The organism is Pseudomonas kermanshahensis, from assembly GCF_014269205.2.
In the GTDB taxonomy this organism is placed as follows: Bacteria; Pseudomonadota; Gammaproteobacteria; order Pseudomonadales; family Pseudomonadaceae; genus Aquipseudomonas; species Aquipseudomonas kermanshahensis.
The window spans coordinates 2,574,223-2,588,738 of the sequence record NZ_JABWRY020000001.1 but is presented as its reverse complement, the minus strand read 5'-3'; the positions used below and the strand labels follow the sequence as shown (position 1 = coordinate 2,588,738).

At 55.2% G+C, this 14,516-nt stretch carries 15 protein-coding genes and 2 pseudogenes; 12 read left to right on the top strand and 5 right to left on the bottom strand.

The window, feature by feature from the left end; genetic code table 11:
* The first annotated feature begins 142 nt into the window (after nt 1–142).
* Complete coding sequence (locus HU764_RS11940; RefSeq protein WP_186702805.1) at nt 143–628, top strand: Lrp/AsnC family transcriptional regulator; 486 nt, start codon at nt 143–145, stop codon at nt 626–628.
* A 348-nt stretch (nt 629–976) separates the two neighbouring features.
* Here HU764_RS11940 and HU764_RS11935 read toward each other — a convergent pair whose 3' ends face one another.
* Nucleotides 977–2,194, bottom strand: a complete 1,218-nt coding sequence (locus HU764_RS11935; RefSeq protein WP_186702804.1) for a diaminopropionate ammonia-lyase — start codon at nt 2,192–2,194, stop codon at nt 977–979.
* A 662-nt stretch (nt 2,195–2,856) separates the two neighbouring features.
* Between HU764_RS11935 and HU764_RS11930 the strand changes: the two genes are divergently transcribed.
* Entirely contained in the window at nt 2,857–3,525 is a 669-nt protein-coding gene (locus tag HU764_RS11930) for a DUF421 domain-containing protein (protein ID WP_186702803.1), read from the top strand.
* Between the two features lie 59 nt (nt 3,526–3,584).
* On the opposite strand, the gene HU764_RS11925 is transcribed toward HU764_RS11930, so the two are convergent.
* Nucleotides 3,585–3,815, bottom strand: a complete 231-nt coding sequence (locus HU764_RS11925) for a hypothetical protein (protein ID WP_047583161.1) — start codon at nt 3,813–3,815, stop codon at nt 3,585–3,587.
* A 419-nt stretch (nt 3,816–4,234) separates the two neighbouring features.
* On the opposite strand from HU764_RS11925, the gene HU764_RS11920 reads away from it, so the two are divergent.
* Nucleotides 4,235–5,182 (top strand): AraC family transcriptional regulator, encoded by a 948-nt coding sequence (locus HU764_RS11920; protein ID WP_202885424.1) that lies wholly within the window; start codon nt 4,235–4,237, stop codon nt 5,180–5,182.
* 116 nt (nt 5,183–5,298) lie between these two features.
* On the opposite strand, the gene HU764_RS11915 is transcribed toward HU764_RS11920, so the two are convergent.
* On the bottom strand, nt 5,299–5,826 hold the full coding sequence (locus tag HU764_RS11915) for a phenolic acid decarboxylase (RefSeq protein ID WP_225935635.1): 528 nt from the start codon (nt 5,824–5,826) through the stop codon (nt 5,299–5,301).
* 231 nt (nt 5,827–6,057) lie between these two features.
* Between HU764_RS11915 and HU764_RS27640 the strand changes: the two genes are divergently transcribed.
* Nucleotides 6,058–6,237, top strand: a complete 180-nt coding sequence (locus tag HU764_RS27640; protein ID WP_420876188.1) for a hypothetical protein — start codon at nt 6,058–6,060, stop codon at nt 6,235–6,237.
* A 45-nt stretch (nt 6,238–6,282) separates the two neighbouring features.
* Here the strand turns inward: HU764_RS27640 and HU764_RS27635 are convergent.
* A pseudogene (locus HU764_RS27635) lies at nt 6,283–6,509 on the bottom strand (hypothetical protein).
* Between the two features lie 1,050 nt (nt 6,510–7,559).
* Here HU764_RS27635 and HU764_RS11910 point away from each other — a divergent pair.
* The 4 genes and pseudogenes from HU764_RS11910 (at nt 7,560) to HU764_RS11895 (ending at nt 10,991) form a co-directional block, all read left to right on the top strand.
* A complete protein-coding gene (locus tag HU764_RS11910) occupies nt 7,560–8,762 on the top strand; it encodes a zinc-dependent alcohol dehydrogenase (protein WP_186702802.1) in 1,203 nt (400 codons plus the stop codon).
* Between the two features lie 13 nt (nt 8,763–8,775).
* Nucleotides 8,776–9,007: pseudogene (locus tag HU764_RS11905) on the top strand (PLDc N-terminal domain-containing protein).
* A gap of 33 nt (nt 9,008–9,040) precedes the next feature.
* Nucleotides 9,041–10,369: an SDR family oxidoreductase gene (locus HU764_RS11900; protein WP_186702801.1), complete on the top strand. Its 1,329-nt coding sequence runs from the start codon at nt 9,041–9,043 to the stop codon at nt 10,367–10,369.
* Nucleotides 10,370–10,451: 82 nt separating this feature from the next.
* The gene (locus HU764_RS11895; protein ID WP_186702800.1) at nt 10,452–10,991 is read left to right on the top strand and encodes a type 1 glutamine amidotransferase domain-containing protein; all 540 of its coding nucleotides are present in this window, start codon (nt 10,452–10,454) and stop codon (nt 10,989–10,991) included.
* 57 nt (nt 10,992–11,048) lie between these two features.
* Here HU764_RS11895 and HU764_RS11890 read toward each other — a convergent pair whose 3' ends face one another.
* Nucleotides 11,049–11,573 carry a hypothetical protein gene (locus HU764_RS11890; protein WP_186702799.1) on the bottom strand — a complete coding sequence of 175 codons (525 nt, stop codon included), beginning with the start codon at nt 11,571–11,573 and terminating at the stop codon, nt 11,049–11,051.
* Nucleotides 11,574–11,769: 196 nt separating this feature from the next.
* Between HU764_RS11890 and HU764_RS11885 the strand changes: the two genes are divergently transcribed.
* From HU764_RS11885 to HU764_RS11870, 4 genes are all read left to right on the top strand, one after another.
* A complete protein-coding gene (locus tag HU764_RS11885) occupies nt 11,770–12,627 on the top strand; it encodes an SDR family oxidoreductase (RefSeq protein WP_186702798.1) in 858 nt (285 codons plus the stop codon).
* Nucleotides 12,628–12,805: 178 nt separating this feature from the next.
* Nucleotides 12,806–13,309, top strand: a complete 504-nt coding sequence (locus HU764_RS11880) for a CinA family protein (protein ID WP_186702797.1) — start codon at nt 12,806–12,808, stop codon at nt 13,307–13,309.
* 65 nt (nt 13,310–13,374) lie between these two features.
* Nucleotides 13,375–13,827, top strand: a complete 453-nt coding sequence (locus HU764_RS11875; RefSeq protein WP_186702919.1) for a hypothetical protein — start codon at nt 13,375–13,377, stop codon at nt 13,825–13,827.
* 10 nt (nt 13,828–13,837) lie between these two features.
* Nucleotides 13,838–14,281, top strand: a complete 444-nt coding sequence (locus HU764_RS11870) for a DUF421 domain-containing protein (RefSeq protein WP_186702796.1) — start codon at nt 13,838–13,840, stop codon at nt 14,279–14,281.
* The last annotated feature ends 235 nt before the right edge of the window (nt 14,282–14,516 follow it).

The window sequence follows — 14,516 nt, the reverse complement described above, 5'->3', positions numbered from 1 at the left end:
CCTCCATTTACGCCATAGGCGACTCAGCTTGTCCTCCATGAACATCTGAATTATATTCCCCTATCAACCTAGCACCTCACCTAAAAAACAGGTTGGCCGGAATTTTTTACCGATTTCAATCCGAATATCGAGAAACCACACCATGAAATCTGCTATTGATGGGTTCGACCGAGTGATCATTTCACTGATCCAGGAGGACGGGCGCATGCCCCAGAGTGAACTCGGTGAGCGCGCTAGCTTGTCCACAACAGCTGTTAACAGACGCCTAAAAATCCTCTCAGACTCAGGTGTGATTGAAGGGTATACGGCATCAATCAATCCATCAGCCATGGGTTATAACCTTACGATAATCGTGGAGGTAATGATGGAAAGTGAGAGATCAGACCTCCTTGATCAGATGAGAAAAAAGTTTGAATCTTGCTCACAGATCCAACAATGCTATTACGTCGCCGGCGAATGCGACTTTGTTCTAATATTTTTAGTACGAGACATGACGCAATACGTGGAGCTAACCAGAACCCTCTTCCACGAAAACAACAACGTCAGATCATTTAAAACATTGGTGGCCATGGATCGCGTCAAAGCAAGCATGAACGTCCCAATAGACAAGATTCAAAAACAATTCTAACCAAGACTAAAAAGCCAAGATATCTCCCCTATAAGTTCAAGCAAGATATTTCGCTTATAAAGGAGAATGAAATCATGGCAAGCGCAAACATCTGCAAGGCTCTGACACGGTCGAATCCTGGCTGACCAGGTGATCTTGATTTGAGTACAAAAGGGCCCATTGAGGGCCCTTTTTTGATTACTGGATATCAAACACTGCATTGCTAGGGCTATTTGTCCGAACATCCACGGTTGGTATGCGGATAAATCAAAAGCTCGGAATTCGAAGCCTCCCTTCGAATGCGTGTCTGAAGGATGAAGCCGGGGAATACTTTGAGAGTGAACACCCTGCTCCATCTGGACTGCAAAATTAATCCAATTTTGAAGCTAACCAAGCGATTTGGCGCGAGGCAACGGACTCAGCCGACTGACCGACCAGATCCTCAAATACCTTGGGTGCAGTTGCACCTTCGGTACTAATCAACAATACCCGTGACATAGCGTTAATGCTTATGTCTGCAGCCAGGCTCGGAGACTCTACCACCCTTTTCAATGCAGATAGTCCCGCTACTGCAGATTCGCCTGAGATCAGAGGAATGTCACTGCCATTTTCCACGGAGAGACGGCGCATGGAGGCGATCGCGTCCTCATCCGAAATAGTCATGAAGAAGTCGACGGCAGGCTGCAGGAATTTCCAGGCCAATGGCGAGGTTTCGCCGCAAGCCAAACCGGCCATGACGGAATCGACAGAGCCAGTGGCCTTAGTCGCCTTTCCGGCAATCGCACTTTGGTACAAGCAGTCTGCTTGCTCCGGTTCAACGATAACGAACGTCGGGCGCTTGCTGCCGTAAAACTCCCAGAAATAACTAACGATGCCAGCAGCGAGCCCACCCACACCCCCCTGCAGGAATACATGAGTGAAGTCTTCTCCATCTGCGATCGAGTCAATGATCTCGGCTGCGATGGTGCCATAACCCTGCATTACGTCACGCGGGATAACCTCATAGCCTTCGTAGGACGTGTCGGAGACAACAATCCAGTCGTTGGTGGATGCTAGAGACGCTGCATGTTCCACGGACTCGTCATAGTTACCGGTGATTCGTACAATCTCGGCATCGTAAGCTGCAATGGCTTCTTCCCGCTCGATGCTTACATTCGCGTGCAGAACAATCACGCATTTGCAGCCAATATCTTTGGCTGCGGCAGCCAGACCTTTACCATGATTACCGTCAGTGGCGCTTACGACAGTGAAGGAGGCTAGTTCGCGCTTGTATTCGCCACTGAGTAAAAGCTGGGGGTTGAATTTGCAATCTGGGAAGGTGCGGAGGATCAGGCGCAGCAGGGCAATGGGCGCGCCTAGTGCTTTGAAGCTACCGAGCTCGGAGCGTACAGATTCATCCTTCACTTTAATCGAAGCAACTCCCAGCTCGGTGGCCAGGCCTGGGAGGCTGTGAAGAGGCGTCCCCTCATTGATTTTGTTCCAAGTCGAAAGCCAAGAGCGGCTCTCAGCTGCTTTGCTTATACTCATTATTTCGCGGAGATCAGCAGGATAGCTATCACGACGCGCATTTTTGTTGGCAGTGAACATTCAATATCTCCTTGGTAATTTTAAGAATTTACAATCAAGGACAAAGTGTCATCAGAGAACGAGTGCATGATTGGTGCTGAGAATAATAGATGATGGAGGGACTTAAAAAAGCACGATTTACTCAGCGCTGTTGGAATTTTTTTGCGTTTATTCAGCTCTACGCGCAAAAAAATTTCTATGAGTTCGATGTCCGATGAGGTTTTATTATTATGTGGGATATCAGAAATTTATATCTACGAACGCCATGTCAAGCTATTGCTCGATACGATCCAAACAGATGATTTTTGAGTTACCCAACCACGCGCTCGGTGTTGGCTATTCATGAGGAGCAGGCGGAACATTGCTCCGATGGCTCATTGGCCCTCTATTTCAGGCGCGAGATGAGCGTCGGATACCAAGTGAAATAGTTGGTTTGATCATCCAAATTTAGCCCCAGAGGCCAGCGTTTGAGCTATTAGTCAAACGTTTCCTGGTTTCGCCGGCTTTCGAGTTGTTGGTAGATTTTTGGCGGTGAGCGAAGCGCTCTGGGTCACTTATCACGCGGTACCCGAATAGAGCACCTTGGTTATGATTTCGAGCACTAGGTGCTCGCTCAGGTTGGATCCCTCCCGGCAACAGGAGGCAGTTGAAACTCAGCAAAAGTTTCATTTGATCTGCAAAGGATGCTCATTGGCGAGTTCCCACTGACCTTTCTCTTTGAGGTCGCCCTTCGTGTTTCAGCGGCGTTTCTAGCAGTGTTCTTCTTTCTGAAATTCAGTGGTCGGCGTGGAATAAGGCAGCTGTCTCGATTCGAGCTCGTGGTGATCCTCACCTTGGGCTCAGCCGCAGGCGACGTGACGTTTTACGAAGATGTACCCCTCCTCCCGGTCGCGTTGGTTTTCCTCACGCTTCTTCTGCTTTATCGCGGGACTGTTTACATGATGAGGCGCAGCAGAACATGCGAGGCGTGGATCGATGGGTTGCCCATCACGGTCGTAAAGGACGGAATGTACGAGATCCATTCGCTGCGAAATTTGAACATCTCATCCAACGAGCTCTTCATGGAACTGCGCCAACAAGGCGTGGAGCATCTTGGCCAAGTTGGACTCGGCCTATTTGAAACCGATGGCGATATCAGTCTGTACTTCTATGGGCCAGATGACACCCGGCATGGGCTATCGGTGCTGCCAGTTGAACATCGTCCAGAGTACCTGGCACCGCCGAACGCGGGCCTACATTGTTGCGTCAGCTGCGGCTTCCCAACCTTCCATGAACCTCAAGACTCAGTCGTGTGTGAACGCTGCGGACATAACGTCTGGTCACCTGCACTGAATACCTTACGCAACCGCTAGACCACATTTTCGCCATTGCTATCCCACACGACACCATCCCACCCATGCGTGTAATTAGCCTACCAATGCTGATCAGCTTGGACGGAGTGGGCGTATATCAATGCTTCGTCCGCAAGCTCCAGCATATCGGCCAAGGTTCCTGAGTCTACGTCGTGCGTATCACGTAGCGCATAGGCGTGATGCAGAAGCTCCCTGTGATGTTTCTTAGGTGCGAGGAGTAAGGCCTCGGTATCGTTGAGCAGCTGCCGCCACTCTTGGATCGACATTACCGGCAGATTGGTGCCTGTCATGATGGCATCCCCTTTTACTGTATACGCATACAGTGTTCTGAAAAAGCCCGGCTGCATAGGTAGTGCGGACGAAATGCGCCTGCGATGGCAGTCAAGGTTGGCCGAAATTGAGCAGGGCTTGCCGAGCACCCACAGAGCCTGGACTCGGCTGACACATCTTGGGTTCATCCAAGCGGTTTGCGATAGCCCTTTCCCGATACATTCACGTCCTTTTCACATACGGTGTGGGAACGAGTGGCCTTCATTGCTAAGAACACTGACCCTCTCGCCTAGCCCTAATCTTCTGCGCGTAAGCCGGCGGATCAGTAGAGTAAATGGGTAGTTTTCTTGCCTAAATGTCCAGACCGTACGCTTCGGACATGGACAGCTGGAGTGACGCGGAAGTAGTGTTTTGCCACACGATGATCGGAATTCTCACCATGGCCGCCACCACAACGCTACCCGCAAGCACGAACCCACTGGCCACCCTGTGCAGGGTGATCGGTACCCACGCGCCCACTGCGGGCGATTTCGCGACAGGCATTGCAGACCTCAGCGTCTATAGGCGTAACGCCCCAGCACCACCAATGACCTGCATCATCGAGCCGAGCATCGTGCTGGTCGTGCAGGGCGCCAAGGAAATGGTCATTGGCAGCGACGTGTTCCCCTACGATACGACTCGCTTTCTGGTCACATCGCTGAACATTCCCGCCAACTCAGCGGTGACGATGGCCAGCGATGCATCACCGTGTCTCGGTTTGGTATTCAAGCTCGACCTGCGCACGCTGGCAGAGCTGATTGCGCAAGATGGTCGTCTTCCTGTAAGTGGTCAGTTTTTCCATACCAGCGCTGGCGTGGGAGAACTGGGCCCGAAATTGATGGATAGCTTCGCCCGTCTGATTCAGCTGCTAGAGGAGCCGGTTGCGATACCAGTACTCTGGCCTCTGATTCAACGAGAGATCCACTATCGCTTGCTGTTGAGTGAACAGGCCCCTCTGCTGCGCCATATCGCCTCCGTAGGCAGCAAGGGCCATCGAATTGCCAAGGCCATCGACTGGATGAAGCTGAACTACGCCGCGCCTCTACGAGTGGACGAGCTGGCCTCCCAGGTTCAGATGGGGCTCTCCACCTTCCATCAGCATTTCCGTCAGCTCACCGCCATGAGCCCGCTGCAGTACCAGAAATGGCTGAGGTTGAACGAGGCAAAAAGATTGATGCTCAACGAGCATCTGGATGCCGCTACCGCTGCCTTTAAGGTCGGCTATGAAAGCCCGTCACAGTTTAGCCGCGAGTACGGGCGTCAATTCGGTACACCGCCAAAGCGCGACATCGCAGAACTGCGCTCAAGTGCAGAGAGAGCTGCCGCCGAGACTCCTGGCATTTCTTGAGGCTCAGCTTTCGAGAAGCCAGCCAACCTGGGAGGGCAGGAGAAATCATGCCAGGGAATACTCTCGAATGGTCATTTGCCCTCCCCAACGCATGCCACGAGCACTCGAACTAGAACTCAATTTTGCCTATCGAGAAAACCATCTGGAAGCTGCCCGGGCGCAGCATTGATAACTTCATCATTATCGGCTCCGCGCTGCTCCATAAATGTTATTTTGGCGAATTCGCTGATAATTACATAAGGGTACGCTGGCCCCTCATCTCGAAATCGATTCATGTCCTCTATAAAGTCATTTTGGTAGCAAATTGTTTTTTCCGGATGTTGCCCTTCTCCAGCAATCCATTGGGGGAAGAAAATTGTTCCGTGAAGTCGGCGTTGCGCAACGTCGAACAAAAGGCTCACACAGGTTCCGGTCGGCTCATGCCAATCAACTTTGAAAAGACCGGGGCCGACTTGTACCAAGGTCATCGTTTGATGCGTTACCCACCGTCCGCCGACTAGCCCCTGATGAATGCGGTAGTCACAAGTGTGCGCATTACGCGCGTACCATTCATATTTCCAGCCGTTGGCATACGTATAGATGAAGTGGGTACCGATGAATGATGACAAATCCTGAGTCGGCTCTATATCAGTGATATTTCGCATGGAAGCTCCTCTTTCCATAGAACGAAAGGGTGATCGCGACTTGATCGCCTGGGCTGATTCCTATGATCGGATATAATATTGAACCATAAATTACGTAAATTTATGATTGAACACAGCTTCTTGAACACGATGATTCAGGCTAGCAGGGCGGTGCTGCCTTCGCCAGTCGTCCTCTACATATGAAAGCTGGGCGGCAAGGCTGATCGGGGTAGCCTTGAGCCGACGACAAGAGTGAGCGAGCTGGACACAGATCTTAGAAGCGTAGGTCTGGGCTTGTTCATCGTCCGGGAAATAGCCAAGGCCCATGGCGGCGATGTGGCCGTCAATTCCACGAACGAAATGGATACGTCATTTTGTGTGAGTTTCACCCGTACCGGTAATCCGCCCCCAATGGACGCACCACCCTGCTAAACACCTGGTCGGCGCTTCTCCTCTCGAATGAACTGTTAGCCTACCTCAGACACTTCCAGCAGCGTCCGTTGAATTCGTATCGGGTGGATTATTGCGGTTGGTGCATTCGTAATCAGCGTCGGCACGCTTAGGGAGACGCAGGATCAGCCGCGTTTTCTCTTGGGTATCATAAAGATCGAGCCCGCTTCCAATGCACGCGGGAAGCCAATCCGCCTAGGAAAATACTCTTTTCCAGTAGGGACAGCGGGAACGACAACAAAGCGCTTCCGCATGGCCACCCTCAATCTACAGTTCTTTAGCATTAATCTTGCTGTAGGAAGGATGCCTGCAATCCAAAGTTCATTTTCTTTGATGAGGCGGCGTGGATGAGGCTACGGGTAGGTACCGGACTCACCAGATATCCGGCGGCAACAACACCTACACGATGAAAATCTCAAAGGCCGATTGATGGGCAATAGCCTTTACTCGCGATGCCATTTTGGTGGCCACCGCCGACTATCTCTTTCCAGTGCCCTCGAGCATTGAATGGGGTAATCTCCCGCCGCTTTTGCACCTCCCCCTCACCGACCGGATTTCTGGAGTAGCTATACGTGGAATGCTGCAACATTGGTGCTGCTGCAATATTGGCTTGGCGTAACCGATTTCTGAGAACGGATGCCCTCGGTGAGGATGATTATGAGAGGGCGTGCCGTAGCGCTGAAGACCTAGAATCTTCCGGGATCATCCGCCGTAGAGAATGGGTTCACCTGGTGAGGGAGGCCAACGCTGCGCTGCTCAATTTCGATGAGACACGTGCGGCCTAGCCATCTCTGGGGAACCGCCAACTGCGGTAGTAGTAGGTTGAACGGGAGCGTTGCCCAGCAGCCCAATATGATGAGCAAGTCCAACGCCACTCATGAGGTAAAAAGCTATGGCCGCCCCAAAGGATCCCACCAATCTCCCGCTTGATCCGTATGTTGATCCAATACCGCACAATCCTGGGGAACCTGTCCCACAACCTGAGTCGGAAGCTCCAGATTGGCCTGAAGGCCAGGTTCCGCCAGAGGAGCAATCTGATGGTTGAGCGGTCACGCTAGTCTATCGGTCGCTGCCAGTCACGGGCCTCTCCCACACCGATAACAAGCTCGCACTTCATCTTCCTCCCCGCTGAGCAGCCGGGAGAAGCGCCGACTCTACATCACGCCACCGTGACTCGTCCGGTCTGTCACCGCGCTCAAAGCAGTAATGACTACCACCGGACTTGTTGGTCTGAACTTTGCCGACTGTCATGGCTTCCCCTGCATACCTATCACGGAAATATGCGGCTGCAGGAGCTGACACCCATGAGAGCATTGACCTACCACGGAGCAAACGACGTCAGGGTAGATAACGTCCCTGATCCCCTCATCGCGCAAGCAGACGACATTATCCTTAGGGTCACCGCCACAGCGATCTGCGGTTCCGACTTACATCTGTATCGAGGCAAGATTCCGGAAACCGAAGCAGGAGATATCTTCGGCCACGAGTTCATGGGAATCGTCGAGGACACCGGAAGTGCAGTCACTAATCTACAGATTGGCGACCGAGTGGTGATTCCCTTTGTTATCGCCTGCGGCAGTTGCTTCTTCTGTCAGCACGATCTGTTTGCCGCCTGCGAAACCACCAACACTGGGCGCGGCTCAATCATCAATAAGAAGGGCATTCCTCCAGGCGCGGCGCTGTTTGGATACAGCCATTTATATGGCGGTATCCCTGGCGGTCAAGCTGACTACGTCAGGGTACCCAAAGCTAATGTCGGCCCCTTCAAAGTCCCTACTGACCTATCCGATGACAAGGTGCTTTTCCTGTCCGATATTCTGCCCACCGCGTGGCAAGCGGTCATTAATGCGGAAATTGGCCAGGGTTCATCGGTGGCTATCTACGGCGCCGGGCCAGTTGGTTTGCTGAGTGCCGCCTGTGCACGAATGCTCGGTGCCCAGACTATCTTCATGGTCGATGACAATGATTACCGCCTGGCATATGCCCGGGACGCTTACGGCGTTGTACCCATCAACTTCGAGCAGGATGACGATCCTGCAGACAGCATCATTCGTCAGACGCCAGGTATGCGCGGCGTTGACGCGGTAATCGACGCGGTCGGCTTCGAGGCCAAAGGCAGCACTGCCGAAACGGTGATGACGGCACTGAAGATCGAAGGCAGCAGCGGCAAAGCGCTGCGCCAGAGCATTGCTGCCGTGCGACGGGGCGGCGTTGTCAGCGTCCCGGGTGTGTACGCCGGCTTTATCCATGCCTTCATGTTCGGCGATGCCTTCGACAAGGGACTTACCTTCAAGATGGGCCAGACCCATGTCCAGAAATACCTACCCGAACTGCTGGAGCACATCGAAGCAGGACGCTTGCAACCGGAACTAATCGTCACCCACCGCCTGGCACTCGAAGAAGCGGCCATGGGCTACAAGATGTTCGATCAAAAGCAAGATAACTGCCGCAAGGTCATCCTGGTGCCAGGCGCTGCGGCGGGTACCCTAGGCCCTGACTACGTGTAGAGGAGCCAAGGTCATGAACGGTCTCGCCAGTTACTTCTGGATTGCCGTGGCGGCAATTCTCTTACTCATCGACCTGTGGGCTCGTGAGCGTATTCAGGAGCGACAAGACGGATGCGGTCAAGGCCGCCTGGGCTCTGCTGATCGTAGCGTTACCGCTTGTTGGACTGGGCATCTGGGGCGTTGCTGGCCCGCGAGGCATCAAGCGAGGCTCTGGGCCCACTTCTGACGAGCACAGCAAAGGCTGACATTTCTGAGCACCACCTATAAGGGGTTGCAACATGATTGATCAAGCGACAGGCATGAAATTAGGCGAACGCTACAGCGTAGAGAACGTCGAGCGCGCCCATCAATTTCCCGGTTTCTTTCTGGACGGAAAATACTACCTTGGGCCTGAACTGCTGACGGCTGTCGGCTGGCTCGAAGGGACAACGTTCATCTATGACAGCCTGGATGCGGAAGGCGAGCCTGTCTTCCCGGATCGGGTGGCAGGCACCATCGAGGGTTTGAAATTGGTGCTGATCGACGGCTCCGCTCTTGAGCTCTCGAGGATTGAACCCACTTCTATCCTGGCGTCTGCGGGCGAAGAGCTCGAGCAAGACCCGCCCTCAGCAGCGCCATCAGGCCCAGCGCCGACAAAAGGCCCTTTGCGCGGCAAAGTGGTGGTCATCACCGGCGCTTCAAGCGGCATAGGCAGGGCCGCCGCGCATGCGTTTGCCTGCAAAGGTGCTCGCCTGGTGCTGGCGGCGCGCGATGAGGAAGCGCTGTTCGACGTGTTGGACGAGTGCACCGATTGCGGCACGGACGCTGTGGCAATCACCACCGACGTGACCCGCAGTGAACAGGTACAAGCGCTGGCCGAGCAGGCCGCCGTATTTGGTCATGGAAGGATCGATATCTGGGTCAACAACGCCGGCGTTGGCGCGGTCGGCAGTTTCGAGGACACGCCATTGGAGGCACATGAACAGGTCATTCAAACCGACCTGGTCGGTTACCTACGCGGCGCCTACGTGACCCTTCCCTTCTTCAAGGCTCAAGGTATCGGCATTCTGATCAACACGCTGTCACTAGGCAGTTGGGTAGCCCAGCCCTATGCCGCGGCTTATTCGGCGAGCAAGTTCGGCCTGCGAGGCCTGACCGACGCGCTGCGGGGAGAGTTGACGGAATTTCCCGACATCCATGTCTGCGATATCTACCCAGCGGTCATGGACACGCCGGGTTTCAGGGATGGCGGCAACTACACCGGCCACGCCCTCACCCCGCCTGGGCCGATCTACGACCCGGAGTTGGTGGCAAAGGCCATGGTGGCATGCGCCATTTCCCCTCGTGCGCACACCACAGTCGGCGCCGTCGCCCGCGTTGCCCACCTGGCCAGCTTCCTGGTTCCAGGACTACCGCTGCTGTCGGGCTGGCTGACACGCCGGGGCCTCCGCCACAGTCCCACTGCAGCTATTTCATCGGGCAACCTGTTCGAGCCACCCAGTGGCCGACGCAGCGTGGAAGGAGGTTGGCGAAACCGAAAAGACAACAAGCCGTTGTTGGTGAGCGCGGCAGTCCTCGGCATCATTGCCGGGTTATTCATTACCCGCACTCAACGGCGGCGCCGGTGATTTGAACCACTCAGCATCGCGCAGGAACTTTGCCTGCCGGTGACCGCCCTATATCAGGTCTATCGGTACGAGGAGATGAACGATGAGTGCACAACTGAACGGCAAGCGCGTGGCCTTTCTGGTCACCGATGGCTTCGAGCAGGTAGAGCTGACGGGCCCGCGTGAAGCCTTGGAAAACAGCGGTGCCGTGGTCGATATTCTGAGTGAAAAAGAAGGGAAGGTACATGGCTGGAACCATGACAAGCCCGCCGACGAATTCGCCGTTGATGCGACGTTCGACGGTGCCGCCCTCGACCTGTACGACGCATTGGTGCTGCCTGGTGGCGTGCAGAATTCCGACACCATCCGCCTGATCCCCGGTGCGCAAAAGCTGGTGAAGAGCCATGACGCGGCTGGCAAGCCGCTGGCCGTCATCTGTCACGGTGCCTGGCTGCTGGTGTCCAGTGGCTTGGCCAAAGGCAAGCGGATGACCAGCTACAAGACATTGCAGGACGACATTCGCAATGCGGGAGGCGATTGGGTGGATGAGCAGGTGGTGGTGGACGGCCACCTGATCACCAGCCGCCAGCCCGACGATATTCCGGCTTTCAATGAACAGTTAATCAAGGCGCTGGCAGGCTGAGCGAAGCTTTCTACCCGCGCCCTCCGGTGCCGCTTCAGCGCACCTGGAGGGCGTGGGTCACGCCAGCTGGATGTACACCGAATAGGTGCCCAGCAAGACCCAGAAGCCGAGGAAAATCCAGGGCGTGCGCAGGGAGAAAAGCAGCGACTTGCGGTGCCCCGCCTGTGAGGTTTCAGCTTCGCAGAATAGCGGCGACTCGTCATAGGCCAACCCCATCATAGGCTCACTGCGCAGCAGGTGGCTCTGCTTCAGTTGCCAGTGCTCGATGATCTGGAAGGCAGCACGGATGCCTGGCCAGGCGTTCAGTGAGCTCAGCACACCCAGCAGTGCCAGAAACGCCGGCACCATCAACGTGAACATCTCGCCCCAACCCTGATTCAGGTTGCTTATCGATGACACGAACGCGATCACTAGGAATGACTGAGCAGCAAGGTAGGCATCGGTACGGTTAGCTAAGATAGTGGTCTCGTACTGGATTTCGCGTCGGTAGAAATCCAGCCGCTCTTTCGGGGTACCGAACATTCTCGCATTCTGCTGATCGATCTCATGTTCGGGGGTGGTGGGCGTGATGATTCGAGGCACCTTAATGCTCCAGTTTGATGGTCGAGCCTTGCACGCAAAGCGCGAGACGAGTGAGCGGTAGAGCTATCCCACGCTTGAGAATTCAATGGAAATCCAAGGCTGACCACCGGTCGTGCAAATCCTGAATTCATCTCAACGCTGAGCTTTCGCACCTCTCGAAGGGTAATGACCGTTCTCAACTGCAGGAGCTTCCAACATGAGCGATTACCCGACTCCTCCGTTCCCGTCTCAACCGCAAAGCGTGCCCGGTTCACAACGCAAGATGGAGCCCTACCCGGACTGTGGTGAACAGACCTACACCGGCAACAACCGGCTGGAAGGTAAAATCGCCTTGATCACCGGCGCCGACAGCGGCATCGGGCGCGCAGTAGCGATCGCCTACGCTCGGGAGGGTGCTGACGTTGCCGTTGCCTACCTGGATGAGCACGAAGATGCGCAAGAAACCGCGCGTTGGGTTGAGGCCGCTGGCCGGCAGTGCCTGCTACTGCCAGGCGACCTTGCGCAGAAACAGCACTGCTACGACATCGTTGACAAGACCGTGGCGCAGTTCGGACGCGTCGATATTCTGGTCAACAACGCCGCGTTCCAGATGGCCCATGAGGGCCTGGACGAGATTGACGATGATGAATGGGTGAAGACCTTCGATACCAACATCACCGCCATTTTCCGCATTTGCCAACGCGCGTTGCCCTCGATGCCCAAAGGCGGTTCGATCATCAACACCAGCTCGGTCAACTCCGACGACCCATCCCCCAGCTTGTTGGCGTATGCCGCCACCAAGGGGGCCATTGCCAATTTCACTGCAGGCCTGGCCCAATCACTTGCCAAGAAAGGCATCCGGGTCAACAGCGTGGCGCCCGGCCCGATCTGGACACCGCTGATTCCTGCCACCATGCCCGATGAAGCCGTCAGGCACTTCGGTTCAGGCTACCCGATGGGGCGGCCGGGGCAACCCGTCGAAGTCGCCCCGATCTACGTTTTGTTGGGCTCTGCTGAAGCAAGTTACATCTCGGGCTCACGGTACGGAGTTACCGGCGGAAAACCCATCCTCTGATGCCTTTACTGAGGCCAGATGTGCTGGCCTCAGTGCTTCCTCTACCCTTCATGAAGCGGCGTTTTCTGCTCGGTCGAATGATGATCGGGTCAAGAAACAAAGCGAACCTGCGCTAAACCGGTGAACCATTTACATTGCGTATACGTCCACCGCAAAAGAACAACGAGTCGACACCAAGATGGCAAGTGACCCCGTACTGGCCGTGCTCGGCTATCTCAAAGACCACCACCTGGTACTCACCACTGCCGAGTCCTGTACAGCAGGCTGCATAGTCGCTTTGCTGGCGGCCTTCCCTGGTACTGGCGAGGTGCTGGAAAGCGGCTATGTCGTGTATTCGCCCACCGCCAAGAAGCGTCTGCTAGGTGTAAGTCCGGAAACCATCGAACGCTACGGGCTGACCAGCGAGCCAGTTGCCTGGGAAATGGCGCTAGGGGCATTGAAGGACAGCGATGCCAACGTCGTTATTGCAACGACCGGTGTAGCCGGGCCTGGCCCAGCATCCGGGGTTTTACCCGGCACGCTGTGCTTCGCGTGGGCGTTCGCCGGCGAGCCGATTGCCGTGTTTACCTGTACCCAGCGTTTTTTTGGAGAGCGAGCGCAGGTCATGCACGACGGCGCCGTCTATGGGCTCACCCGCCTGATCCACTATCACGAGCGCTGGCTACGTGGGGAGCGAGCCTAAGGGGTTTAATTGTGACGGATGATGAACTGGTGTCCAGACAGCACCCTGTCCAGGAAGACATGGCCATGCAACAGCGCGTTTGGCGCTTCGAACGTGTGGGTTGGTACGTGCTGGTGGTCATTGTCTTACTTGGGTTGGCCGGCGTCTTCGGCAACGGCCCGCTCAGCAATGCCCAGGTCACGAGCGCGGATGGCCGTTTGCATGTCGAGTACCAACGCCTCAGCCGTAGCGGCACGACTGACTCCCTGCGCATCACGGTTCGCGGTAGCGCCCGAGAACCCATCATGGTGCTACTCGATGGTTCACTACTGCGCGAAGCCAGTATCGAAACCCTGCAGCCCCAACCACAAGCCTCACTCTCACAGGGCAAGGCCATTCTGCTGCAACTGGGTACAAGCGAGGATGGTATTGCCACACTCTACCTCACCGTGCGCAGCGAGTATGTGGGCACCCTTGAAGGTATTGTGCGTGCAGGCCCATCCAGTGCTGTCCACTTCACCACTTTCCTATTCCCCTGAGGAGCGAGTAATGGATTCGATCCTCCGCGCAGCCGGCATGTACGTCGCATTGATGCTGTTGTTTCGCGTCGCCGGCAGACGCTCACTGGCCGACCTGACCACCTTTGACTTCGTACTGTTACTGATCATCGGCGAAGCGACCCAACAGGCTTTGCTGGGCGATGACTTTTCCTTCACCAATGCCATGTTGGTCATTGCGACGCTGATAATGCTGGATGTCGGGCTGTCGCTCGCAAAACTCAATTCAAAGCCCTTGGCGCGGCTGCTCGACGGCCACGCAACGCTGGTCGTCGAAAATGGCCGTTTTCTTCAACACCGCATGCGTCGAGTTCGGCTCACGGAAGACGACATCCTCGAATCGGCCCGGGACAGCCAAGGGCTCGAAAAAGTAGAGCAGATCAAATTTGCCATCGTCGAGCGCAATGGAAAGATCTCGATCATACCCAACGAGTGACGACGCCCTTCTGCCCGCGCTGATTAAGTGACGAGGATGGCATGATGAAATTCGATAGCGGGGATGGACTCACAACCGCGCCGGGTAGTGAGCCACTCTCGCATTCGAGGGGTGTCGAAGATTTGACCCTCTTCCATCATTACCAGAACGAGCGTTTGGGACATGCGATAGCTTCCGCACTCCGAGCAATGGCGCTCCTCCCAACCCGTAGCACATTCAACGGACTCAGCATGTC